Genomic DNA, 23,689 nt, shown 5'->3' with positions numbered 1-23,689 from the left:
GTGGTCCGGTTCGCGGTCGTTGTGGTGCTGGTCGTCGCCGCCGTGGGTCTCCTGCGGTGGCGGCGCCCCGCCTGGTACTGGTTGACCTTAGGGGTCACGCTGGCCGTGGTGCGGGTCCTGGTCCGGTACGGCTCGGTGATGGACGCGTGCGGACTGACCGTCCCGCCCGCCCGCTGGCGGCTCGCCCTCGCACGGGCGGCCAACCGACCCGTACCGGAGCCGCGTGCGCCGCGCATTCTGCGGCTCCGTCCGACACGTACGGGCCTGGTCCTGCGGCTCAAACTCCGACCCGGGCAGGACGCGTTCGACGTCGCCGCCGCGTCGGACCGGCTTCGGCACTCGTTCTCGATGTACGGCGTCACCTCGCGTGAACTGCGATCGGGCGTAGTTGAGGTGCGGATGACCGGGTACGACGTGCTGAAGCGGGTGCAGATGCCGGCCGAGACCGATCCGCGGCCGATGCGGGTGCCGGTCGCGCTGCGGGAGGACGGCGCGGTGCACTACCGCGACTACCGGGCGATACCCCACGCCCTCACCCTCGGCGCCACGGAGTCCGGGAAGTCCGTCTATCAGCGAAACCTCGTCGCCGGGCTGGCTCCGATGGACGTGGCCCTCGTCGGGATCGACTGCAAGCAAGGGGTGGAGCTGTTCCCGCTGGCCCGCCGGTTCTCCGCGCTGGCCGACAACGCGGACGCCGTCGCCGAACTGCTCGATGCGCTGGTGGAGCGGATGGCGGTGGTCTACCGGATCATCCGCGACCAGCAGCGCATCACCTCCGACGTGCCCGACGCGGAGATTGCCGCCGACATCTGGGACCTCCCCGACCATCTGCGGCCGGTGCCGGTCGTGGTCCTGGTGGATGAGGTCGCCGAACTCGCTCTGTACGCAAGCAAGGAGGAGGAGAAGCGGCGGGACCGTATCGTCACCGCCCTGGTGCGCCTGGCTCAGCTCGGGCGCGCGGCCGGCATCTACCTGGAAATCTGCGGGCAGCGCTTCGGCTCCGAACTCGGCAAGGGCATCACGATGCTCCGCGCCCAGCTCACCGGCCGTACCGCTCATCGCGTCAACGACGAATCCTCGGCGAACATGGCCTTCGGCGACATCTCCCCGGACGCTGTCCTCGCCGCCATCCAAATCCCCGCTGAACTGCGAGGACTCGCCATCGCGGGCGACTCCTCCGGCGGCTGGCACCGCATCCGCGCCCCGCACACCTCGCTGCGGCAGGCCGTGAACATCTGCAACCGGTACGCCGACCGGACCCCGGATCTGCCCGAGCTGGCACCGTTCCGGCCAGCCCTCGCCACGAAGCCCGCTGACGCTGCGCCCGTGCCGCTGGCCAAGGCGTCCTCGGCCACCGCCTGAGCCCTCAACGCTCCCCACGGTCGGCGTGACCGCCCTTCACGCCAAGTCCCTGCCCCGCCATGCCCAAAGGAAGGGAGACCCCCGTCATGTGCCCGGACTGCGAGGACTTCGCCCGGACCGTGCTCCTCCTCGGACAGCTCGCCCTCTACGCCGACATGGCCGGCGCCGACCTCGACTTCGTGGACGTGGTCAGCCCGGCGCTCGCCGTGTCGTTGCCCGAGCCGCCGCCGGGGACGTTCCCGGACGACTGCGGGCCGGACAGCGGTCCGACCTACCCGGGCGACGCCTGATGAGCGCCGCCGCTCGTCACGGCCTGCGGGTCGACGCGGTGCTGATTCAGGCCGTGATCGCCGGTGCCCTGTCCTTCGCCCACCTTCACGACCTGGCCGCCGCTGCCGGGCAGGACGGATGGAAGGCGTGGGCGTACCCGGTGAGCGTTGATCTGCTCCTCGTCGCCGCCTGGCGTCGGCTGCGGAGCGAGGGGCCGTCGCGGATGGCCTGGTGCTGGTTCTTGGTCGCGCTGTTTGCCTCGCTCGGCGCCAACGTCGCCACCGCCGGGTTCCTCGACCTGGCCGACCCGCCCGCACTGCTCCGCCTCGGCGTCGCCGGATGGCCGGCCGTCGCCTTCCTCGGTGGCACGCTCCTCGCCCACTCACCCAGCGCCCACCCGGAGCCGGAGCCGGAGCCGGAGCGTGAGCCGGTCCAGTCGGCCACCGCCCTGGCTGTGCCGGACGCCGAGGGGTCCGTAGCGGAGGCTCCGGCCGCGCCCGACGCGCCGCCCGCTCCGGAAGTCACCGCCCCCGCGGTTCCTGCGCGCCCGGTCCCCGCCGCCCTCGTCGACCACGCCCGCAAGGTCGCCGCCGACCACCGCGCCCGCACCGGGGCCCCGATCGACCCCGACACCCTCCGCTCCCGCCTCGGCGTCCCGCCCCACCTCGCCGACGCCATCGCCGCCCAACTCACCTGACCAGGAAGGGGCCGAGCCCAGATGATCCGCGACCACGCCGACCTGACCGCCGCCGACTACCTCGACGGAGCCCGCGAGATGGCTGCCGCCGGCCGCCCCTACCTCGCGTACCTCCTCGCCGAGGAAGCCGCCCTCCGTACCGCCGACCCGGCCACCGCCGCAGGCATCCGCGCCGCCTTCCCCGACCCGACGACCACCCGGACGGAGAGCGACTGACATGCCCTCCCGCGACAACTTCCACTCCCTGATGCGAATCGGCCCCGTGCAGATCGGCACCCACCGCGACCGCAACGGCCGCACCACCCACGCCGCCGCCTGCACCGCCGACCGCTGCGGCTGGTCCGCCGACTACTCCAGCCAGACCGCCGCCCAGCTCGCCGCCCGCACCCACCGCTGCACCGTCCGCTAGGAGACACCGACCGTGGACGTTCCCCTCTGGTTCGCCCTGCTGGCCGTCGGCTACCTCGGCGTCAAGCTCATCCGCCCGCCCTGGTGGCTGATCTGCGTGCTGCTCCTCGGCGGCTACCTCCTCGCCGACAGCGTCTTCGCCCCGCTGATCAACAGCTCCCTCAAGTAGCCCGCCCCGGAAGGGAAACCGCCCATGTTCCGGCCCAAGCTCCCGACCATGCCCCAGCCCACCGGCCTGGTCACCCCGCCCGCCGTCATCCAGCCGACCAGCATCACCCCCGGCACCCCGAACGCCGCCCCGGGCCAGCCGGCACCCACGGCCCCCACGCCCGCACCGACGTCCCGCCCGGTCGTCCAGCTCACCCCCGGCACCGCCCTCGCCCTCGTCGGCGCCGGTACCGCCGTGGTCCTGGTCGTGGGCGCCGTCCTGGTCTCGCTGCTCCTGGCCGTCGCCGTTACCGGGGCCTCGGTCGCCGTCTGCGCGGTCGTCCTGCGCTCCCTGCTCCGCGCCGAGACCAAGCACCGCTGAAAGGCCCCCGGGCGGCCTCGATACCGCCAAGCATCCGCCGCCCGGGAGCCGACCCGTCCGATCCACAGAACCGGAAGGAACCTCCAGCATGGCCCACCGGGCCTCAACCGCGACGCAGAAGAACCGCACTCCCGCCCGCCCGCCGCTCGACCCGACCACCCTCCGGGACGTCCTCCGAGTCGCCTCGGCCTCCGACTACACCCGCTGGGAGGATCAGATCCGCCGCACCGGCGGCTGCTCCGACCCCATCCACCTCACCGGCTGGACCCTCCACAAGGACAAGACCACCGGCGAGACCCTGCACCACTACACGACCGCCATCGAACCCGGCGGACGCCTCCGCCTCGCCTGCGGCAACCGCCGAGCCTCCCGCTGCCCCTCCTGCGCCTGGACCTACGCGGGCGACACCTACCACCTCATCCGCGCCGGCCTCGCCGGAGACGACCGCCGCGACATCCCCGCCGCCGTCCGCGACCACCCCCGCGTCTTCACCACCCTCACCGCCCCCTCCTTCGGCCCGGTCCACAACCGCCCCGACCACGGCGGCACCTGCCGCTGCGGCACGCCCCACACCCCCGACGCCCCCGAACTCGGCACCGCCCTCGACCCCGACACGTACGACTACGAGGGCGCCGTCCTCTTCAACAACCACGCCGGACAGCTCTGGCAGCGCTTCACCACACGCCTGCGCCGCGAACTCGCCGCCCGCGCCGGCCTGCCCCGCCGCGAACTCCCCGAGCACCTCCGCGTCTCGTACGGCAAAGTCGCCGAATTCCAGAAGCGCGGGGCTCTGCACTTTCACGCCGTCATCCGCCTCGACGGCCCGGACGGACCCGGCACACCGCCGCCCAAGTGGGCTACCGCCGCACTCCTCACCGACGCGATACGCGCCGCCGCCCGGCACTCCTACACGTCCGTCTCCGTCCCGGCCGCCGCCGACCAACCCGCCCGTACCTTCCGCTGGGGTCGGCAACTCGACGTCCGCCCGGTCAAGGCCTTCGGTGACGGCTCCGACATCACCGAACAGGCCGTCGCCTCGTACGTGGCCAAGTACGCGACCAAAGCCGCCGAGAACACCGGCAGCCTCGACCGCCGTATTGGCGAACTCGCCGAACTCGACCGCCACCACGTCCCCGACCACACCCGCCGACTCATCACGGCCTGCCGCGACCTGGATGCCCTCTACCCGGACCGGCGCCTCTGGGCCTGGGCACACATGCTCGGCTTCCGCGGCCACTTCTCGTCCAAGTCGCGCAGCTACTCCACCACGCTCGGCGCCCTCCGCAAGGAACGTGCCGACTACCGCGCCGCCCAAGAGGCCTCCGCCCTCGGCCTCGACGACCGCGAGCCGGACACGGTCCTCGTCCTCACCGACTGGCAGTACGCGGGCCACGGCCACACGCCCGGTGAAGCCGCCCTCGCCGCCACCATCGCGCGCGACCTCCAGACGAATCGTGAGACCGCTCGTGACGCCCTGAACAGCCTTGCCGCCGACGAAGGGGAGTGGTGACCGTGGACCGACTCCTCACCGTGGACCAGGTCGCCGAACGCCTCGGGACCAGCCTCCGCTTCCCGCGCCGACTCATCGAGGAACGCCGGATCACCTTCGTCAAGGTCGGCCGTCATGTCCGCATCCCGGAGAGCGCGGTGGACGCGTACGTCACCGCTCACACGGTGGAGCCGATTGTCCTGCGGCCGGCGTCGGCGTACCGGAGGCCCGCCTGATGGCCGGCAAGCGCAAGTCCCGCCGCAGCTTCGGCCGTGTCCGGAAGCTGCCGTCCGGTCGCTTCCAGGCTCGCTACCCGGGTCCTGACGGCGTGCTCCGCGCCGCCGACCGGACGTTCGCCACTACGACGGACGCCGATCGTTGGTTGGCCCGGAAGCGCATAGAGATCGAAGAGGGGCGCTGGCTCGACCCTGCGGAGGGACAGACCACCGTCCGCGACTGGTCGGGCCGGTGGCTCACCGCCGTCTCGCCGCAGCTCAAGCACAAGACGCAGGCGTCGTACCGGTCACTGATCAACTCGCTCATCGTCCCGGCGCTGGGGGAGCGTGAGCTGTCCAGCCTCCGGCCGATCACGGTCGTTGAGTGGGTGGGCGCCATGAAGACCCGGGGGCTGAGCGCGTCGCGGATTCGGCAGGCGTACCGGGTGCTCTCGCAGATCATGCGTGCGGCCGTCGACAACGACATGATCCCGCAGACCCCGTGCCGGGGCGTAAAGCTGCCTCGGATGCCGCAGACCGAGCCGCACATCCTCACCCCGCTGGAAGCCTCGCGGATCGTGCGGAACGCGGCGGCGCCGCATGACTTGCTGATCTCCCTGCTCGCGTACGCGGGCCTGCGGGTCGGTGAGGCGTTCGCGCTTCGGCGGGCGGACATCGACGTCTCCGGCGGCCTGGTCCTCGTCGACGAGAACTTGGCTGAGGCCAACGGCACGCTCGTCTTCGACACCCCCAAGACCCATCAGAAGCGAGTTCTACGGATCGGTCCTTCGCTGGTGCAGCGGCTCGGCCGGCACCTGGAGACGCTGAAGGGTGGGGAGGACGCACTCCTCTTCGTGACGCCCGGTGGCAAGCCGCTGCGCTACAACCAGTGGCGCAAGGCGTACTTCGACCCTGCGGTGGCGGCGGCCGGGCTGACGGACGTCACCCCGCACGATCTCCGGGCGTCGCATGGGACTTGGGTCGCCGACCGGTACGGCGTCATGACCGCCGCCCACCGCCTCGGCCACTCGAACGCGAGTGTCACCACCCGCCACTATGCCCGTCCTGTCGCGGGGCGCGATGACCAAGTGGCGGAAGCTGCTGATGCATGGCTGGTGGAGCACGAGAACGGCGGTTCGTCTGAGGCATGCGAGTAGCCCTGGGACGTGAACACAAGGTGATGCCCTTGGCCGGGAAGAGCGCCAGGGGCATCATTTCGTGGCTCTACGCCTCGGCGAACCAGGAGCGGCCCTGGGCCCAGTGGGTCACCCACCCGGTGAAACCGGGCGTGCCCAGCATCAGGGAGGTGTCCGGCCGGGTGCCGAACGGCACCGCGCCGTTCTCATCGATCAACCAGACGTGACCGCGCTGCGGGCCGGTGATGATCAGGTGCCAGTACATCCCGCAGCCGTCAGTGCCGAGCAACAGTGAGCCGTGATCGAACACGGAGTCCATCCGGGCCTCCAACTCCTGCTCCGACACTTCTTCGTCCTCCTCCGACTCTTCTTCCCACAACCAGGACGCGGTGAGCGGAAAGGGCTCGGCAAGCAGGCGCTCCGGTCGGTCCGAGCCCCAGTCCGACGGTGTTTGTGCGAGGGGCAGCAGACCGTAGTAGGGAGGACCTGCGCGCAGCCCGTCGCAGATCTCCGCCACGAAGGTGCGGTACGGCTCAGGGAGCACGATGCCGTGCTCAGCCTCGAATGACCGCACCGCCGTCCATCCGGCCGCCGGTATCGCTTCGGGACGGGAAGCGAAGACCTCGCGGAGGGTGGCCAACTCGGTGTGGTCGCAGATTTCCGTGTTCATGCCGGTCATCATCCAAGATCTGAAAGAGACGCCCTGGGGCACGTAGCGGGCACGAAGATGATGGCGGCGGTTTCACCGGGGCGCCTGTACCGGTCTGACCTGCGGCGCAATCGCGAGGCGCTCAGGCCGCCGGAAGGTCTTGAAAACCGTCGTGGCGCGAGTCACCGTGGGTTCAAATCCCACACCCACCGCGGTGGTGAACGGCCCCTGACCAGCATGTCTGGTCGGGGGCCGTTGCCGTTCGGGGCGCCCGTCGCGCACCGCTGCTACCCGTGGTCTCCTGCGCTGTCGGGCACGGGTGGGACATGTGGAGGGCGCGGTGAGCAGTGCTGGGGTCATGCGCCTGGCGCACTGCGCCTCGTGGGTGACCGATCAGCGATGCGCCCTCGGCGTTCGCGGCTCGGGCTGTTCCACGGCGTGGCTGACGGTGACTTCGATCGCGGCCAGGCGGTTCACGACTCCGGCCCCGGAGTGGGGTCCGCCCTCGGGGAGAGCGCCGAGAGAGCCTGTGGTGAGGTCGTACAGATCCCAACTCGCCGACAGTTGGACCGGCTTGCCGTCGTACGCCCTCCGGACGCACAACTCGCCCGCGGAGATTTCGGCAGGCGCCGCCACCTCGGGTCCTGATCTCCGGGCCGACGCGGAGGAGGCTGTCATAGCGCCCTGGCAAACTGCCCGCCATGGACACCGAAGCGTTCTGGCGCGTGGTCGAAGCAGCCAGGGACAGTGACAAGCCGTTCGACGTGGCTGTCGTCGACCATCTGTCGGCCCTGACCGCGGAGGAGATTCTCGCCTTCGAACACCGCTTCTCCCACCTGCGCCACGCGGTCCATCGCTGGGACGTATGGGCGGCCGCCTACCTCATGGGCGGCGGCTGTTCCGATGACCGGTTCAGTGACTTCACAGCGGGTCTGGTGGCGCTCGGACGTGAGTGGTACGAACGGGCCGCCGCCTCGCCTGACGCACTCGCCGAGCATCCTGCCGTGCGTGTAGCGGCGGCTGCCGGGGATCAGGACGTCATCTTCGATGAAGCATTCAACTTTGTGTCGTCCAGTGCGTATGAGCGACTGACCGGTGACGTGGAGGCCTTCTGGTCGGACTGGGCTGCCTACGTCGACGCCCGCGCCACGGCCGAAGCGGACGACAGCGACGACATGGGCGAGTCGTTCGACTTTGACGACGGCCGGCAGATGCGTCGGCGTATGCCGTGTCTGGCTGCGCTCCATCTCGGCCCCGGACCACGCTGACTGACACAAGGGCGTGCGACGGTGAGCCCGACTCCGCTGCTCGATGCGTCACCGCAGGTGAAAGGTGGCGGCTGCGGCTCTGATCGTCGGATGGGGGGCACCCCTTCCGCGGGCTCGCCGACCCGCCGGAGGCGGCCTGTTCGGGGCGCTCCATGCTCCGCTCACCTGTTCGTCCCGCCGCCTTGGAGCAAGGTGGTGGACGTGGTCTGCGGGGGGTTCTGTGCGGAGGCTTGGTGGTGGGTTGCTGCTTTCGGGGGCGGTGGTGCTCTCGGGTCCGGGCGTTCCGGCTGCCGAGGCCGCGTCCGGGGACGGGGATCTGAGGATCACGAAGGTGGCGTTCAACGGCGGTGAGCCCGTCGTGGTCGGTGCCACGGCGAAGAAGACCTTCGTTCTGGCGATCACCGCCACGGACAGCTCCGGGATCAACGGGGCCTACTACAGCGACATCTGGAGTTCGGCGACCGCCACCGGGTTCGGCTACCACGAGAACCTGGGCTGCCGGGCCGTCAACGCCACCACCGCGACCTGCTCCATGAGCTACGTCATGGACCCGGGCCGCTACGGGCTGGAGAACGCGCAGGCCGGGGCCTGGCAGGCGTACGTGGACATCAGCTCCAAGGACCACGACGTCGTCACGCAGAACTGGCCGACCAGGTTCTCCGTCCAGCGGTACGCCAAGCTCACGACCGACGCCTCCCCCGAACCCGTGCGCAAGGGCGCGACCCTGACCGTGACGGGCAGGCTCAGCCGGGCCAACTGGGACGACAACGCCTACCACGGGTACGCCGGCCAGTCGGTGAAGCCGCAGTTCCGCAAGGCGGGCACCAGTACCTGCACCACCGTCAAGAACGTCACCACGAGCAGCACCGGCACCCTGCGGAGCACCGTCACCGCTTCCGCCGACGGCTACTGGCGCTACGCCTTCGCGGGTACCGCCACGACCGCGTCCGCCAAGGCCGCCGGGGACTACGTCGACACCAGGTGAGTGACCGTCCCCCTCGGCGCCGGTCAAGTACGGTGCCGCCCGTGCCGATTGAGCGTGCATGGGGACTCGGCGCCAGGCGGTAGTGATCGTGCACGGGATGGGTGAGCAGCGCCCGCTGGACGCGCTCACCGGGTTCATCCGGGCGGGGCTGCCGCCCGAGGAGCCGGGTAAGTGGAGGTTCTACTCGCGGCGGGACATCGTGTCCGGGTCCTTCGAGTCCCGCCGGTTCCTGGCGCCGTCGAGCGGGGAGCGTCCGCAGACGGAGTTCTTCGAGTACCACTGGGCGCATCTGATGCAGGGCAACCGGCTGTCGGACATGGTGCCGGTCTTCCTGAAGATGATCCGCCGGCTCCCGCCCAGGGGGCTGCGGCTGCCGTGGACGCTGTGCTGGCTGCTGCTCGCCGCCGTGGGCTGGGGGATCCTGCGGCTGGGGCTCGCCTTCGACCCCGACCGGGCGGTGGCGGAGAACCTGCTGCGCATCGCGCTCAGCGCGTTCGGCGCCGGGACGCTCGGCGTCCTCCTGCTCTTCCTCGCCACCCGGTTCGGGCCCTCGCTCCTGACCAACAGCTTCGTCGACGTCGTGCGCTACCTCGACACCTCGCCGCGTTCGTACGCGGTGCGGCGGGACATCCGCAAGGGGTTCGTCGAGCTGCTGAAGGGGCTGCACGAGTCCGAGATCGGCGGCCGCCCCCGGTACGACCGGATCGTCGTCGTCGCGCACAGCCTCGGCGCCTACATCGCCTACGACGGCATCAACTCCCTCTGGGGCGCCCAGCACGGCCGGTTCCGCCCGGGCGTCACCGGTGCCCCGCCCTCCCTGGGGGAGTTCGAAGGTGCGGTGGCTGCGCTGCCGGAGCGCGGGTCCGGGCCGGCTCCGGACGAGGACGCGCTCCGGCGCTACCGGGCCGCCCAGTGGCGGCTCTGGGGTGATCTGCGCGACCGCGGGAACCCCTGGCGGATCACCGACTTCGTCAGCTGCGGCACGCCCATGTGCTTCGCCGACCGGCTGTACACGAAGAACCGCGAGGACTTCGACCAACGGGTCGCCCGCGGTGAGATCGTCACCTGCCCGCCGCTGAAGCAGGCCGACCTCGGCCCCGGCGACGGCCGCTACACCTACCGGGTGAAGGGCGCGGACGTGCTCAACGACTGGTCGCCGTTCGCCGTCGTCCGCTGGACGAACCTGTGGTTCCCGGCGGTGCCGTCGTTCTTCGGGATCCTCGGCGACTGGTTCGGCGGTCCGCTCCGGGGACTGTTCGGGAACGGGATCACCGATGTCGCGGTACGGGGCAACCGGCCCTGGAGCCTGGTGCCGGGGTTCGCCCACGCCTTCTACTTCAGGTTCCCGCACGCCCGCGGGGGCGACTCCGTGACCAGGTATCTGGCGGACGCGCTCGATCTCGGCGCGCCCCTGCCCGGGAGCGGGCGCGGGAGGGAGGGCGCGGTGGAGGCGTCGCCGGTCGAGGGTCTGCTTCGGGCCCTGCGCGGGCGTCGGCGCCCGTAGGACCGGGCCGGGCTCGCCGGGCCCCCAGGGGGTTCACGCCCGGTGCCCCGTCATCCGGGCCGCCGAGGCGATCGTCGCCCGGGCCTCCCGCTCGCTCAGGCCGGTGCCGCGGGCCGCCTCGACCAGGGGGTCGACCAGGTCGGGGCCGATGCCGTCCTCGTAGGCCCGGCAGGCGGCCCAGAACAGGCGGGTGTTGCGCTGGCCCTCATGGGCGGCGAGGACGAACTGGACCAGCCCCCGGCCGTGATCGCCCGCCGAAGCGGGCACCGGGCTCCTGGGCGCCCTCGGCGGTGGGAGCAGCAGGCGGAGCAGGGCGGGCGGGCAGGCGGCCGGGGCCAGGTGTGCGGTGCCCGGGGCCGTGCCGTAGACGCCGTGTTCGGTGCGGGAGCCGGGGCCGACGAGGTAGCCGCCGGCGCCCCGGATGTCGATGCCGGGGGCGAGGCGGCCGGCCGAGTTGGGGACGACGACGTCCGGCGGGCCGCTGAGCCAGAGGTGGCGGCCGCCGCTCGGGGTCAGGACGACGACCGTGTCGGGGATCGTGAACAGGTGGCGCAGCGCCAGTTCGCGCAGGGCGGCCGAGGAGTCCGTACCCGACTTGGTGTCGAGGTCGACGCCGATCAGGTGGTGCGGGGGCAGTCCGCAGGCGATGCCGTAGCCGGTCGTCCAGGGGGCCGCGGAGAACAGTTCGCGGATGCGCGCGGGGTCGGTCGAGGCGTCGTGGACGCCGTGGCCCGGGCGGCCGCACTCGCCGTGGCAGGGGAGCGGGTCGGGTTCGTGGCGGTGGGGGGAGCGCAGGGCCGGGAGTTTCGTCCGGGACAGGGGGATGACGGCCAGGCCGCGTTCCGCGGCTGACAGGGCGTGCGCGAGGGCCAGTGTCGTGGCCTGCCGGTCGGTGGTGGCCATGCATCCATGTTCGTACGTGTGTTCGAGAAAAGGAAGAGAGGTGGGCGGCGACTCGCCGGGTGGCGTGGATTGGCTGGAAATGTGACGGAACGCTTCCTCTCCCGCGGTGCTTGGAGCGGGTCGTTCCGGGTGTCCGAAAGTGGGGCTTCTGGTACGGGAAGGGGGTTTATCGACTTGTCATCACGCTTGAGAGCGAATCAGGGCTTCCGGGGTGGTTCGCCGGGGATTCGGTGGGCAACTCTGGACTCGCGACGTCGTGATCAACACCGGGCGGTCGGCCAACTGCCCAGGTCAAGGCCGTAGTTCGGGCCAGGTCGAAGTTCGGCCGAGGCCGTAGCTCGGAAGTTCCGAAGCCGGTCCCAACGGCTTCACGCGATTCACGTTCTGGAGGAACAGACATGGCAAGCATCCGTACCGCCCGCGTCATCGCCGCCGTCTCCGCACTGCCGCTCGCCGCCGCCCTCTTCACCGGCGTCGCGTCCGCGGACGACGGCGCCCTCGCGGGCGACGGATCGAGCGCGGCCGTCACCCATGCCTGGCAGGGCATCATCGGCAGTGGGGTCGGCGGCGACAACAACGGCAACTCCTCCACCACGCAGCAGCAGGCGATCGGCTCCGGCGCCTCGAACCAGAGCAACACCGCCCAGGTCGACGGGTCCGCCTTCACGGCCGTCAACCAGGGCAACGACAACGTGGCCATCGGCTTCACCCCGCTGTGGTGGTGAGCTGAGGGGCCGGCTCCCCGGTCCCTCCCGAGGTGTGCTCCGTGGGGTGTTCACGTCCGCGCGGCGGTGCTACGGCATCGCCGCGCGGACGTTTTCCGTCCCGTTCGGTGCCCTCGAACCCTTGCGGCTGAACGCTCTTGACACTCCCTCACATCTGACGGACAGTCAGAAAGTCTTGGAGGGGAGGCGGCTGTGGACTCCGACGTGGACACCGAAGCGCTCACCGCGCGGCTCAAGGGCTTCGAGGGTCGGACCGCGGCCACCGGGGGCACCGGCAAGGACCCCGTCAACCTGCCCATGATCCGGCACTGGTGCGAGGCCATGGGCGACACCCACCCCGCCTACACCGGCCCCGACGCCATCGCCCCGCCCACCATGCTCCAGGTGTGGACGATGGGCGGCCTGTCCGGGCATCCGGCCCGCGCGGCGGCCTACGACGAACTGCTCGGCCTGCTCGACGCGGCGGGTTTCACCTCCGTGGTCGCCACCGACTGCGAGCAGGAGTACCCGCGCCCGCTGCGCCCCGGCGAAGAGGTCACCTTCGACACGGTCGTCGAGTCGGTGTCGGACCGCAAGACCACCCGGCTCGGCACCGGCCACTTCGTGACCACCCGCACCGAGCTGCGGGTCGGCGCCGAACTCGTCGGCACCCACCGCTTCCGCATCCTCAAGTACGCGCCCGCGCGGCGCCCCTCCGCGCGCGAGCCCGACCGGCCCCGGCGTCCCCGCCCGGTCGTCAACCGCGACAACGCGGGCTTCTGGGAAGGCGTCCGGCAGGGGCGGCTGCTGATCCAGCGCTGCACCGCCTGCACCCGGCCGCGCCACCCCTGGCTGCCCGGCTGCAACGCCTGCGGCGGCCAGGACTGGGACACCGTCGAGGCGGTCGGCACCGGGCACGTCCACTCGTACGTGGTCATGCACCACCCGCGCTTCCCGGCCTTCGACCCGCCCTACGCGGTCGCGCTGATCGACCTCGCGGAAGGGGTGCGGATGCTCGGGAACGTGGTCGGGGTGCCCTACGACAAGGTGCGTGTCGGGCTGCCGGTGCGGGTGGAGTTCCAGGTCTGCGACGAGGAGCTGACGCTGCCCGTGTGGCGGGCCGGCGAGAAGGAGCTGACGCTGCCCGATCGGCGGGCCGGCGAGGAGGCGGCCGGATGAGGGCCGGGGACGAACTGGCGCCGCTCACCGTCCCGGTCACCCGCACGCTCATCGTCGCCGGGGCCATCGCCTCGCGCGACTACCAGGACGTGCACCACGACCCCGAACTCGCCCGGTCCAAGGGCTCCCCGGACATCTTCATGAACATCCTCACCACCAACGGCCTCGTCGGCCGCTACCTCACCGACCGCCTCGGACCCGCGTCGGCGCTGCGCGCCCTCGCCATCCGGCTCGGCGCCCCCAACCACCCCGGGGACACCATGGTGCTGACCGGCCGGATCGAGGCCGTCGACGGCGACACCCTGACCGTGCGCGTCGTCGGGACGAACAGCCTGGGCGCGCACGTGACCGGCACGGCCACCGTCGTCCTGGGCGGCGGGCGGTGAACCGCCGCGCGGCGATCGCCGGGATCGGCGCCACCGAGTTCTCCAAGGACTCCGGGCGCAGCGAGCTGCGGCTGGCCGTGGAGGCGGTCCGGGCCGCGCTCGACGACGCGGGGCTCACCCCGGCCGACGTGGACGGGCTGGTCACCTTCACCATGGACACCAGTCCGGAGATCACCGTGGCCCAGGCGTCCGGGATGGGGGAGCTGTCCTTCTTCTCCCGCGTCCACTACGGCGGCGGCGCCGCCTGCGCCACGGTCCAGCAGGCCGCGCTCGCGGTCGAGGCGGGGGTTGCCGAGGTCGTCGTCTGCTACCGCGCCTTCAACGAGCGCTCCGGCCGCCGCTTCGGCTCCGGGGTGTCGCACCGGGAGCCGTCGGCGGAGGGCGCGGCACTCGGCTGGGTGATGCCGTTCGGCCTGCTCACCCCGGCCTCCTGGGTGGCGATGGCGGCCCAGCGCTACCTGCACACCTACGGACTCACCCCCGAGGCCGCCTTCGGCCCCGTCGCCGTCACCGCCCGCCGCCACGCGGCCGGCAACCCGGCCGCCTACTTCCACGGCCGCCCCATCACCCTCGCCGACCACGCCGCCTCCCGCTGGATCGCCGAGCCGCTGCGCCTGCTGGACTGCTGCCAGGAGACGGACGGCGGCCAGGCGCTCGTCGTCACCACCCTGGAACGCGCCCGCGGCCTGCGCCGCCCCCCGGCGGTCGTCGCGGCGGCCGCGCAGGGCTCCGGGCGCGGCCAGGAACAGATGACCGGCTTCCACACCGGCGACCTCACAGCCCTGCCCGAGTCGGCGGTCGTCGCCCGTCAGCTGTGGCGCACCGCCGGGCTGGGCCCGGCCGACATCGACGTGGCGATCCTCTACGACCACTTCACCCCGTTCGTGCTGATGCAGCTGGAGGAGTACGGGTTCTGCGCGAGGGGCGAGGCGGCGCACTTCGTCGCGGCGGACCTGCTGCCCCTGAACACCCACGGCGGCCAGCTCGGCGAGGCGTACCTGCACGGGATGAACGGCATCGCGGAGGGCGTGCGCCAGATCCGCGGCACCTCGGTCAACCAGGTCCCCGGCGCGGCCCGGACCCTGGTGACGGCGGGCACGGGGGTGCCCACGTCGGGGCTGGTGCTCACGGCGGACGGGTGAGGGGGCGCCGGGGCCCCCTGTTGCGTCCGGGCGCCGACTGGGCTCCGGACACCGCCTGGACTCCGGGGTCCTCGGCTGTGGGCCAGGGCGCCCTGCGCCGCCGCCCAAGCCCCAGGGGCGCCCTGCGCCGACGGTCCCCGGCGCCGCCCCCCTCGTACTCCCCCAGGGGTAAACCCGCAGTAGTCCCCGCCCCCTCGTCCACCCTCAGGAGGTGGAGCTGCCCCCACCCCTACAACCTGAGGGGGACCCGGCTTCGGGACCTCCGGGCGATGAGCGAAGGGGGTGTGCGCTCCTAGCGTGGAGCCATGACCACACCCGTCTGCACCAGCGCTTCGAAGGCCGCCGCACCCAGGGCGCAGACCCTCCCCTACCCGTCGTTCTCGTCGTACATGCGGGCCCGCCAGCCGGTGCTGCTGCGTACGGCCAGGTCGCTGACCGCGAACCCGTCCGATGCCGAGGACCTGCTGCAGACCGCGCTCACCAAGACGTACGTCGCCTGGGAGCGCATCGAGGACCACCGCGCGCTCGACGGTTATGTGCGCCGGGCACTGGTCAACACCCGTACCTCCCAGTGGCGCAAGCGCAAGGTCGACGAGTTCGCGACCGACGAGCTGCCCGAGCCGGAGTGCTGCCCCGGCGGCGACGACCCCGCCGAGCAGCAGGCGCTGCGCGACGCGATGTGGCGCGCCATCATGAAACTGCCGGCCCGACAGCGGGCGATGGTCGTTCTCAGGTACTACGAGGACCTCAGCGAGGCCCAGACGGCCGAGGTGCTCGGGGTCTCCGTGGGCACGGTGAAGTCGGCGGTCTCCCGCGCGCTCGGCAAGCTGCGCGAGGACCCCGAACTCGCTCCCAACCGCTAGCGCCCTCGCGCGATGAACGCAACGTGATGTGATCGATCACGCCTCCCTAGTGACATACCGCACGGTATGTGCGCAGACTTTGCGCAACTCTTACCACCGCGTAGGCAATGTCGCCCCGGGAGGACCGCCGTGCTGAGCACCATGCAGGACGTACCGCTGCTGATCTCCAGGATCCTGGCCCACGGATCGGCGATCCACGGCACATCACAGGTGATCACCTGGACCGGCGAGGCCGAGCCGCACCGCCGCTCCTTCGCCGAGATCGGCACCCGCGCCGCCCAGCTGGCACACGCGCTCGAGGACGACCTGGGCGTGGCGGGCGACGAGCGGGTCGCGACCCTGATGTGGAACAACGCCGAGCACGTCGAGGCGTACTTCGCGATCCCCTCCATGGGCGCGGTCCTGCACACCCTCAACCTCCGGCTGCCCCCGGAGCAGCTGGCGTGGATCGTCAACCACGCCGCCGACCGCGTGGTCATCGTCAACGGCTCGCTGCTGCCGCTGCTGGTCCCGCTGCTCCCGCACCTGAAGACGGTCGAGCACGTGGTCGTGTCCGGCCCCGGCGACCGTTCCGCGCTGGCCGACCTGCCGGTCTCGGTGCACGAGTACGAGGAGCTGCTCGCCGGGAAGGCGACGGCGTACGACTGGCCCGAGCTGGACGAGCGTGCCGCGGCGGCCATGTGCTACACCTCCGGCACGACCGGCGACCCCAAGGGCGTGGTGTACAGCCACCGTTCGATCTACCTGCACTCGATGCAGGTCAACATGACCCAGTCGATGGGCCTGACCGACCAGGACACCTCCCTGGTCGTGGTCCCGCAGTTCCACGTCAACGCCTGGGGCCTGCCGCACGCCACCTTCATGACCGGCGTCAACATGCTGATGCCGGACCGCTTCCTCCAGCCGGCGCCGCTGGCGGAGATGATCGAGCGCATCAAGCCGACCCACGCGGCCGCCGTCCCCACCATCTGGCAGGGCCTGCTCGCCGAGCTGACGGCCCGCCCGCGCGAGGTCGCCTCGCTGGGCCAGGTCACCATCGGCGGCTCGGCCTGTCCGCCCTCCCTCATGGAGGCGTTCGACCGGCTCGGCATGCGGGTCTGCCACGCCTGGGGCATGACCGAGACGTCCCCGCTCGGCACGATCGCCCGTCCGCCGGCCCACGCGGTCGGCACGGACGAGGAGTTCGGCTACCGCCTCACCCAGGGCCGCTTCCCGGCCTCGGTGGAGGCCCGCCTGAGCGGCCCCGGCGGCGAGCGCCTGCCCTGGGACGGCGAGTCGGCGGGCGAGCTGGAGGTCCGCGGCCCGTGGATCGCCGGCGCCTACTACAACGGCCCGGACGCCGAACCCCTGCGCCCCGAGGACAAGTTCAGCGCGGACGGCTGGCTGAAGACGGGTGACGTCGGCACCATCAGCGCGGACGGCTTCCTCACCCTGACCGACCGCGCGAAGGACGTCATCAAGTCCGGCGGCGAGTGGATCTCGTCCGTCGAGCTGGAGAACGCCCTGATGTCCCACCCGGAGGTCGCGGAGGCGGCCGTGGTGGCCGTCCCCGACGACAAGTGGGGCGAGCGGCCGCTGGCCACCGTGGTCCTGAAGGAGGGCGCGTCGGCCGACTTCGCCGCCCTGCGCACCTTCCTCGCCGATCAGGCAGGCATCGCCAAGTGGCAGCTCCCGGAGCGCTGGACGATCATCGAGTCCGTCCCGAAGACCAGCGTCGGCAAGTTCGACAAGAAGGTGCTGCGCAGGCAGTACGCGGAGGGCGAGCTGGACGTCACCCGGCTCGGCTGAGCCCGCCCCGCACGACAGCAAAGCCCCCGGTCGATGCGACCGGGGGCTTTGCCCGTATGTCCACCGAGGGGCCGAAGCCCCGCCCCGGTGGGGTCAGTTGGTGCCGATGCGTGCCAGCAGGTCGACGATCCGGGTCTGCACCTCGGGGCTCGTCGAGCGCTCGGCGAGGAACAGCACCGTCTCCCCCGACGCCAGCCGCGGCAGGTCGGCCTGGTCGACGGCGGCCGTGTACACGACCAGCGGGGTGCGGTTGAGCAGCCCGTTCGCGCGCAGCCAGTCCACGATGCCGGCCTGACGCCGGTGCACCTGCAACAGGTCCATCACGACCAGGTTGGGCCGGAACTGACCCGCCAGCGTCACCGCGTCCGTGTCGCTCGCGGCCCGCGCCACCTGCATCCCGCGCCGCTCCAGCGTGGCGGTCAGCGCCAGCGCGATCTCCGCGTGCTCCTCGATCAGCAGGACCCGCGGCGGGTGCTGCTCGCTGTCCCGCGGCGCCAGCGCCTTCAGCAGGACGGCAGGATCGGCGCCGTAGGCGGCCTCGCGGGTGGCCTGTCCGAGCCCCGCCGTCACCATCACCGGCACCTCGGCGGCCACCGCGGCCTGCCGCAGCGACTGGAGCGCGGTCCGGGTGATCGGGCCGGTCAGCGGGTCGACGAACAGCGCGGCGGGGAACGCCGCGATCTGCGCGTCCACCTCCTCGCGCGAGTTCACGACGACCGGCCGGTAGCCGCGGTCGCTCAGCGCCTGCTGGGTCGGGACGTCCGGCGCGGGCCACACCAGCAGCCGGCGCGGGTTGTCCAGCGGTTCCGGCGGCAGCTCGTCGTCCATCGGCTGCGGGCGCGGGGGGTCCGACACCTCCACCGCGCCGCCCGGGCCGTCCAGCGGCTCGGCGCCCTCGCCGGCGTTCTCGTCCGGCGCCCCTATCGCGTACGACCGTCCCGTGCCCTCGGTGCCCTGCGCCGGCCGGGACGGCGCGGCGGGCGCGGGCTGCTCGGCCTGCGGGTGCGGCCGCGCGGCCTGCTCCGGCCGGTCGGTGGCGGCGGGGTCGGGCCGGTTGCCCAGCTTGCGGCGGCGGCCCGAGCCGTTCGTCTGGTGCGGGGGAGGGGTCGCGGAGGGCTGCTGCACCTGCGCCGCCTGCCGGGTGAACGGCACACCCTGCCCCAGCGTCCGCACGCTTATGGCCGGCCCCTGGGTGGAGTTCGGGTCCGCGGGAGCGGGTGCCTCGGCCGGCAGCGGCTGCGCGGCACGGGCCGCCGTCCCCTCCGGGGGCAGCGGGGTGCCGGGGGCGGGCGTGTGCTGCGGCCGCGCCGGCTCCGCGGGTACGGGTACGGGGCCGGGTCCGGGTACGGCAGTACCGGCGCCGGGCGTCCCGTCCGTGGCGGGCCACGGCTGGGGGGTGCCCTGGGCGGGAGTGGCGGTGCCGGGGGCGGCCTCGGCGGGGAGTGCCTGGCCGGCGGAGGGCTGCGCCTGCGGCGGCACCGGCTGGGCGGCCCCCTCCGGGGCCTCCGGCACGACCTGCTCCGGCTGGACCTGCTCGGGCCTGACCTGCCCCGGCTGGACCTGATCCGGCTGTGCCACGGCCCGTCGACGGCGGCCGGTCGGCGCGCTCGTCGGATGCGGCTGCGGCGGCGTGTGGTCCTCGGCGTGGTCGTGCGGTACGGCGTCGTGCCGCCCGTCGTCGACGGCGGCACCCTCGGCGGCGGGCGCCGGGAGCTGCGCCTGCGCGGGGGCTGCGGGGGTGGGGGCCGGAGCCGGGGCGGGAGCTGGAGCCGGGGCGGGCAGTGGCATGGGGGCGGCCTGGGGGTGCGCCTGAACCAGCCCGGGTGCTTGACCCTGACCCTGGACCAGCCCCGGTGCCTGTCCCGGCGCCTGGACCAGCCCGGGTGCTTGGCCCGGCGCCTGGACCAGCCCGGGTGCCTGTCCCGGCGCCTGGACCAGCCCGGGTGCTTGGCCCGGCGCCTGGACCAGCCCGGGTGCCTGTCCCTGCGCCTGCACCAGCCCGGGTGCTTGACCCTGACCCTGGACCAGCCCGGGTGCCTGTCCCTGCGCCTGGACCAGCCCGGGTGCTTGACCCTGACCCTGTCCCGGTGTGGCCTCGTCCTGGTCCGTGTCCATGTCCGCGCGGTCCGCCTCGGCGGGCGGCAGGGCGAACACCGTACGCGGCCCCGAGTCCTGCGCGGCGGCACGCTCGTTCGCCGCCGCCAGCGCACGCCGACGGCGCCCGGTGGGCTGCTCGCCCTCGCCCGGGCCGCCCTGCGCCGGAACCGTCCCGGGAGCGGGCGAGGCCACGGCGGGCAGTGCCGCGGGCAGCGCGTGCTGTTCACCGGAGTCCGGCCGGCCCCGTCGGCCGCCCGGCGCCGGCACACCCTGCGGCGGCACCGTGCCGCCGAGCCCGGTGCCCGCCGCCGCCGTACCCGCCGCGTGCTCGGCGGCCGTGACGACAGCGCCCTCGGACACCCCGGCGTCGGGCCCGCCCACCAGGGCGACCTCGGCACCGGTACCCGCCGCACCGGCGGCCTCGCCGTTCTCCGCCGGACGCCCGCGCCGCCGCCCCGTACCGCCGGAGGCCTCGGCCGGGGCCTGCGCCTGGGCCGGAACCGGCGCCGCCTCCTCGACGGCCCGGCGCCTGCGCCGTCCGGTGGGAGCGGAGTCGGCCTCGGCGCCCTCGGCAGGGGCGGCGACCTCGCTCTCCAGGAAGGCGTCGACGGAGGACCGGCGGGCCCGCCGCCGCCCGCCGGAGGGCTGCTCGACGGCCGGCTCGGCCGCCACGGGGACGATCTCGGCGGCCGGGACCGCCCCGGCGCCCTCGCCGATCGGCACCTCCAGCACGAACGCGCTGCCGCTCATGCCCGGCACCTCGTGCGTCTGCAGCACACCGCCGTGGGCCCGGACGATCCCGCGCACGATCGGCTCGTGCACCGGGTCCCCGCCGGGGTACGGCCCGCGCACCTCGATGCGGACGCCCTCACCGCGCTGCGCCGCGGCCACCACGACCGTGTTGTCCATGTAGCCGCCCGCCGACACGGGCGCGTTGCCGGTCGCGTCGACGCCCGCGACGTCGGCGACCAGATGGGCCAGCGCGGTCGCGAGCAGCCGCGCGTCGACCTCCGCCTCGATGGGCGGCGCGTGCACGGCGAACTGCACCCGCCCCGGCCCGATCAGCTCGACGGCCCCGTCGACACCGGCCGCGACCACCGCGTCCAGCATCACCTTCGTACGGGTGATCGCCTCACCGCCGGTGTCCAGGCGCTGGTAGCCGAGGACGTTGTCGATGAGGGTGGTGATCCGGGAGTAGCCGGCCGAGAGATGGTGCAGCACCTGGTTGGCCTCGGGCCACAGCTGGCCCGCGTCGTCGGCGGCCAGCGCGGCCAGCTCCCGGCGCAGCTCGTCGAGGGGGCCGCGCAGCGACTGCCCGAGCAGGGTCAGCAGCTGCTCGTGGCGGCCGGCGAGGGCCTCGAAACGGTCCTTCTCCCGCTCGCCGAGCGCGGCGTAGCGGTCCTCGCCGGCGGCGAGTTCCTCCTGGTGCCGCTCCTGGAGGTCCTCGACCTCGGTGACGTGCTTCTGCCGCAGCGCGGTCAGCTCGGAGGCGTGCTCCTCGGCGAGCCGCTCCAGCTCGGTCTCGTGCCGCTTGTCGGCGTCGGCCTTCTCGTCGGCGAGGGCGTCGTAGGGCCGGCGGTCGGTGAAGGTCATCACGGCGCCGACGAGCTGGTCGCCGTCGCGCACCGGCGCGGTGGTCAGGTCGACCGGCAGCTTGTCGCCGCTCTTGGCGAACAGCACCTGCCCGCGCACCCGGTGCTTGCGCCCGGACCGCAGGGTGTCGGCGAGCGGCGACTCGTCGTACGGGAAGGGCGAGCCGTCGGGACGGGAGTGCAGGACGAGCTCGTGCAGCTCGCGCCCGCCGAGGTCGCTGGCCCGGTAGCCCAGTATCTGGGCGGCGGCCGGGTTGACCAGGACGATCCGGCCGTCGGTGTCGGTGCCCACGACGCCCTCGGAGGCGGCCCGCAGGATCATCTCGGTCTGCCGCTGCGAGCGGGCCAGCTCGGCCTCGGTGTCGATGGTCCCGGACAGGTCGCGCACGACGAGCATCAGCAGCTCGTCGCCGGCGTAGCCGTAACCGTCGTAGGCCTGCTGGCCGTTCTCCAGGTTCGCGCTGGTGACCTCGACGGGGAACTCGCCGCCGTCGGTCCGGCGGGCCGTCATCCGGGTCGGCTTGGTCCGGCCCCGCGGGTCCATGTGGTCCGGGCGCCGCATGGAGCCAGGGATCAGCTTGGAGTCGAACTCCGGCAGCAGATCGAGCAGGCCGCGGCCCACCAGCGCGGTGCCGGGGGCCTCGAAGGCCTCCAGCGCGATGGTGTTGGCGTTGACGACGGTCCCATTGGCGTTGACCAGCACCAACGCATCGGGGAGCGCATCGAGTATGGCTGCGAGGCGAGCAGCGCCTCGGGATGGCCTGCTGCTCACGAGACGCTTCCCTCCTGTTACCGCACCTTGCCGACCGCTCGGGCCATATTGCCAACCGGCCCGCGACGTGTCACGCGAGGGAGTCTAAGGGCTGGGGTTGTGACGGCGGCCCCGGATGAGAGCGAGGTCGCACAACGAATTGACCCAGAACGTATGACCGCCTCCCTCGCTCCGCGAGACCTTCGCGGGACTTTTACGGAGCCGTTGTACGACCTGTACGACCTGTGCGAGTCACGCCCGGCCCGCGGGGCGCAGATCGGGCAGGACCGGGACGAGCCGGTCCCAGCGGGCGATCTCGCAGCCGTCGCCCCGGTCGAACCGGGCGTCCACGGGCCGCCCGGCCCAGGTCCCGGTGATGTACGCGGTGGCGGGCCCGCCGTACTGCATGGTGCAGAAGCTGCCCTCCGGCACGGGGGCGAAGGTGTCCTTGCCCCAGGTGGTGCCGCGGTCCAGGGCGGCGCAGGCGCCGGACACGTCGGGGTGGTCGCCGGCGCCGGGGTGGCAGTACAGCTCGTACCGCCCGTCGGCGTCGCCGGCGTTCCGCACGGTGACGGTGAGCCGGTCACCGTCCTTCGTGCCGCCCGGCAGCGCGGCGCGCACCGCGTCGGCGAAGTGCGCCCCGGAGGGCGCCTCCCCGACGGCGGCCGATACGGGGGCGACGGACGTGACCGACGCGGCGGCCACCGATCCGGCGGCGACGACCAGGAGCCGCCCCAGCCGGCCGGTCCGGCCGGAACGACGGAGGGACACGGCGCGGTGCGCGCCGGTGGCGCGGAAGACCTGCAACATGACGTGACTAACGCCCGGCGCCCCGGGACGTTGCGCGGCGCGCCCCACCAGCGGCAAGGGCTTTGCCCCGCACCCCGCCCGCCTAGTACCGTGGGGGGCGATTGGTGACACCGCGCTCGACTGTGTCATCATCGGCACGCACCATTCGCGCTCGCGCGATGGCTGTGCTGGAGGCGTCGCCTAGTCCGGTCTATGGCGCCGCACTGCTAATGCGGTTTGGGACTTAAATCCCATCGAGGGTTCAAATCCCTCCGCCTCCGCCGAAGATCACCGAAGCCCCGGTCACCCGACCGGGGCTTCGGTGCTTCCAAGGCCGTTTCCGCAGGTCACAAGGGGTGGACCCAATGGATTTCACATGGCGGCGGCAGTCATGTAATGTTCTTCCTGTCGCCGCGAACGGGCCGCAAGCCCGGGACCGACGGAAAACAGAACAAGCACTCGTAGCTTAACGGATAGAGCATCTGACTACGGATCAGAAGGTTGCAGGTTCGAATCCTGCCGAGTGCACAGCAGACCAGAGGCCTCGTGGAGCAGTCCACGGGGCCTCTGGCTTTTGCGTTTGACCTGTTCTCAGAACCCCGAGCAGGTGGCGGCGGCTGACGGCCCCGAGGCAGTGGACGTCTTCGGGTCGCCCTGGTCCACAGTCACGGAACAGGTAGCGGTTCCTCCCGATCCGCTGAGGCTGATGAGCAGGGATCCACCCTTCATGAATCCCTTCGTCTTCACGACCTTCCGCCACGGCAAGGTCTCGACGGTCTCGGATCGCGAGGAGACACCGTCGTCGTTCCAGACGGAGTACGCGATGGTCACGTCCCGCGCGTTGCCGGTGACCTCGTACTCGACCTCGACCGTCTTTGAGACCTCGTTCGAGATGCCGGCGACGACGGCCACGCAGCCGCCCGCCACCAACAGGACGAGCACGAGCAGCACCCAGGGCCACTTCCGTCTCTTCTTCCTCGGCG

At 72.5% G+C, this 23,689-nt stretch carries 24 protein-coding genes, 2 tRNA genes and 1 pseudogene; 21 read left to right on the top strand and 6 right to left on the bottom strand.

Features of this window, described 5'->3' with window-relative positions:
* The 10 genes from ABT296_RS02570 to ABT296_RS02525 all read left to right on the top strand — a co-directional run bounded on the left by ABT296_RS02570 (position 1) and on the right by ABT296_RS02525 (position 6,127).
* Entirely contained in the window at positions 1 to 1,362 is a 1,362-nt protein-coding gene (locus ABT296_RS02570; protein ID WP_351922518.1) for an FtsK/SpoIIIE domain-containing protein, read from the top strand.
* 86 nt (positions 1,363 to 1,448) lie between these two features.
* Complete coding sequence (locus tag ABT296_RS02565; RefSeq protein WP_351922517.1) at positions 1,449 to 1,652, top strand: hypothetical protein; 204 nt, start codon at positions 1,449 to 1,451, stop codon at positions 1,650 to 1,652.
* On the top strand, positions 1,652 to 2,329 hold the full coding sequence (locus tag ABT296_RS02560; protein WP_351922516.1) for a DUF2637 domain-containing protein: 678 nt from the start codon (positions 1,652 to 1,654) through the stop codon (positions 2,327 to 2,329). Before ABT296_RS02565 ends, ABT296_RS02560 begins: the two co-directional genes overlap by 1 nt.
* 21 nt (positions 2,330 to 2,350) lie before the next feature.
* Positions 2,351 to 2,545: a hypothetical protein gene (locus ABT296_RS02555; protein WP_351922515.1), complete on the top strand. Its 195-nt coding sequence runs from the start codon at positions 2,351 to 2,353 to the stop codon at positions 2,543 to 2,545.
* A gap of 1 nt (position 2,546) precedes the next feature.
* Positions 2,547 to 2,738 carry a mobile element transfer protein gene (locus tag ABT296_RS02550; protein WP_351922514.1) on the top strand — a complete coding sequence of 64 codons (192 nt, stop codon included), beginning with the start codon at positions 2,547 to 2,549 and terminating at the stop codon, positions 2,736 to 2,738.
* 12 nt (positions 2,739 to 2,750) lie between these two features.
* The gene (locus tag ABT296_RS02545) at positions 2,751 to 2,906 is read left to right on the top strand and encodes a hypothetical protein (protein ID WP_351922513.1); all 156 of its coding nucleotides are present in this window, start codon (positions 2,751 to 2,753) and stop codon (positions 2,904 to 2,906) included.
* Between the two features lie 24 nt (positions 2,907 to 2,930).
* Positions 2,931 to 3,266, top strand: a complete 336-nt coding sequence (locus ABT296_RS02540) for a SpdD-like protein (RefSeq protein ID WP_351922512.1) — start codon at positions 2,931 to 2,933, stop codon at positions 3,264 to 3,266.
* 88 nt (positions 3,267 to 3,354) lie between these two features.
* Positions 3,355 to 4,776 (top strand): replication initiator protein RepSA, encoded by a 1,422-nt coding sequence (gene repSA / locus ABT296_RS02535; RefSeq protein WP_351922511.1) that lies wholly within the window; start codon positions 3,355 to 3,357, stop codon positions 4,774 to 4,776.
* On the top strand, positions 4,770 to 4,991 hold the full coding sequence (locus ABT296_RS02530; RefSeq protein WP_351922510.1) for a helix-turn-helix domain-containing protein: 222 nt from the start codon (positions 4,770 to 4,772) through the stop codon (positions 4,989 to 4,991). The genes repSA and ABT296_RS02530 overlap by 7 nt, the downstream gene beginning before the upstream one ends.
* Positions 4,991 to 6,127, top strand: coding sequence for a tyrosine-type recombinase/integrase (locus ABT296_RS02525; RefSeq protein WP_351922509.1), 1,137 nt, complete (start codon positions 4,991 to 4,993; stop codon positions 6,125 to 6,127). The genes ABT296_RS02530 and ABT296_RS02525 overlap by 1 nt, the downstream gene beginning before the upstream one ends.
* A 67-nt stretch (positions 6,128 to 6,194) precedes the next feature.
* On the opposite strand, the gene ABT296_RS02520 is transcribed toward ABT296_RS02525, so the two are convergent.
* Positions 6,195 to 6,788 (bottom strand): SMI1/KNR4 family protein, encoded by a 594-nt coding sequence (locus tag ABT296_RS02520; RefSeq protein ID WP_351922508.1) that lies wholly within the window; start codon positions 6,786 to 6,788, stop codon positions 6,195 to 6,197.
* A gap of 369 nt (positions 6,789 to 7,157) precedes the next feature.
* Positions 7,158 to 7,373, bottom strand: a pseudogene (locus ABT296_RS02515) (GntR family transcriptional regulator); the annotation flags it as partial.
* 83 nt (positions 7,374 to 7,456) lie between these two features.
* On the opposite strand from ABT296_RS02515, the gene ABT296_RS02510 reads away from it, so the two are divergent.
* The 3 genes from ABT296_RS02510 (at position 7,457) to ABT296_RS02500 (ending at position 10,512) form a co-directional block, all read left to right on the top strand.
* Positions 7,457 to 8,023, top strand: coding sequence for a DUF4240 domain-containing protein (locus ABT296_RS02510; protein ID WP_351922507.1), 567 nt, complete (start codon positions 7,457 to 7,459; stop codon positions 8,021 to 8,023).
* Positions 8,024 to 8,354: 331 nt separating this feature from the next.
* Complete coding sequence (locus ABT296_RS02505; protein WP_351922506.1) at positions 8,355 to 9,008, top strand: calcium-binding protein; 654 nt, start codon at positions 8,355 to 8,357, stop codon at positions 9,006 to 9,008.
* A gap of 97 nt (positions 9,009 to 9,105) precedes the next feature.
* A complete protein-coding gene (locus ABT296_RS02500) occupies positions 9,106 to 10,512 on the top strand; it encodes a hypothetical protein (protein WP_351922505.1) in 1,407 nt (468 codons plus the stop codon).
* A gap of 33 nt (positions 10,513 to 10,545) precedes the next feature.
* Here the strand turns inward: ABT296_RS02500 and ABT296_RS02495 are convergent, their stop codons facing one another.
* Positions 10,546 to 11,415 carry a bifunctional DNA primase/polymerase gene (locus ABT296_RS02495; protein WP_351922504.1) on the bottom strand — a complete coding sequence of 290 codons (870 nt, stop codon included), beginning with the start codon at positions 11,413 to 11,415 and terminating at the stop codon, positions 10,546 to 10,548.
* Between the two features lie 398 nt (positions 11,416 to 11,813).
* On the opposite strand from ABT296_RS02495, the gene ABT296_RS02490 reads away from it, so the two are divergent.
* The 6 genes from ABT296_RS02490 (at position 11,814) to ABT296_RS02465 (ending at position 17,477) form a co-directional block, all read left to right on the top strand.
* A complete protein-coding gene (locus ABT296_RS02490) occupies positions 11,814 to 12,140 on the top strand; it encodes a hypothetical protein (protein ID WP_351922503.1) in 327 nt (108 codons plus the stop codon).
* Between the two features lie 192 nt (positions 12,141 to 12,332).
* On the top strand, positions 12,333 to 13,298 hold the full coding sequence (locus tag ABT296_RS02485) for a bifunctional MaoC family dehydratase N-terminal/OB-fold nucleic acid binding domain-containing protein (protein ID WP_351922502.1): 966 nt from the start codon (positions 12,333 to 12,335) through the stop codon (positions 13,296 to 13,298).
* Positions 13,295 to 13,684 carry a MaoC family dehydratase gene (locus ABT296_RS02480; protein ID WP_351922501.1) on the top strand — a complete coding sequence of 130 codons (390 nt, stop codon included), beginning with the start codon at positions 13,295 to 13,297 and terminating at the stop codon, positions 13,682 to 13,684. Before ABT296_RS02485 ends, ABT296_RS02480 begins: the two co-directional genes overlap by 4 nt.
* Positions 13,681 to 14,826: a lipid-transfer protein gene (locus ABT296_RS02475; protein ID WP_351922500.1), complete on the top strand. Its 1,146-nt coding sequence runs from the start codon at positions 13,681 to 13,683 to the stop codon at positions 14,824 to 14,826. Before ABT296_RS02480 ends, ABT296_RS02475 begins: the two co-directional genes overlap by 4 nt.
* Before the next feature lie 305 nt (positions 14,827 to 15,131).
* Positions 15,132 to 15,689, top strand: a complete 558-nt coding sequence (locus tag ABT296_RS02470) for a SigE family RNA polymerase sigma factor (RefSeq protein WP_351922499.1) — start codon at positions 15,132 to 15,134, stop codon at positions 15,687 to 15,689.
* 129 nt (positions 15,690 to 15,818) lie between these two features.
* Positions 15,819 to 17,477, top strand: coding sequence for a long-chain fatty acid--CoA ligase (locus ABT296_RS02465; RefSeq protein WP_502977159.1), 1,659 nt, complete (start codon positions 15,819 to 15,821; stop codon positions 17,475 to 17,477).
* Positions 17,478 to 17,570: 93 nt separating this feature from the next.
* Here ABT296_RS02465 and ABT296_RS02460 read toward each other — a convergent pair whose 3' ends face one another.
* Together ABT296_RS02460 and ABT296_RS02455 are read right to left on the bottom strand one after the other, a co-directional pair.
* Positions 17,571 to 21,938, bottom strand: a complete 4,368-nt coding sequence (locus ABT296_RS02460; RefSeq protein WP_351922498.1) for a hybrid sensor histidine kinase/response regulator — start codon at positions 21,936 to 21,938, stop codon at positions 17,571 to 17,573.
* A 231-nt stretch (positions 21,939 to 22,169) separates the two neighbouring features.
* Entirely contained in the window at positions 22,170 to 22,727 is a 558-nt protein-coding gene (locus tag ABT296_RS02455) for an SSI family serine proteinase inhibitor (protein WP_351922497.1), read from the bottom strand.
* A gap of 169 nt (positions 22,728 to 22,896) precedes the next feature.
* Here ABT296_RS02455 and ABT296_RS02450 point away from each other — a divergent pair.
* Positions 22,897 to 22,987: transfer RNA gene (locus ABT296_RS02450), tRNA-Ser, on the top strand.
* A 174-nt stretch (positions 22,988 to 23,161) separates the two neighbouring features.
* Positions 23,162 to 23,234: transfer RNA gene (locus ABT296_RS02445), tRNA-Arg, on the top strand.
* A 63-nt stretch (positions 23,235 to 23,297) separates the two neighbouring features.
* On the opposite strand, the gene ABT296_RS02440 is transcribed toward ABT296_RS02445, so the two are convergent.
* On the bottom strand, positions 23,298 to 23,657 hold the full coding sequence (locus tag ABT296_RS02440; RefSeq protein WP_351922496.1) for a hypothetical protein: 360 nt from the start codon (positions 23,655 to 23,657) through the stop codon (positions 23,298 to 23,300).
* Positions 23,658 to 23,689: the final 32 nt, after the last annotated feature.

The sequence above is a fragment of the Streptomyces sp. NPDC000983 genome, assembly GCF_040299205.1.
Lineage (GTDB): Bacteria > Actinomycetota > Actinomycetes > Streptomycetales > Streptomycetaceae > Streptomyces.
Note: the sequence above shows the minus strand (reverse complement) of the source record. Positions and strands in the feature narration are given on the sequence as shown.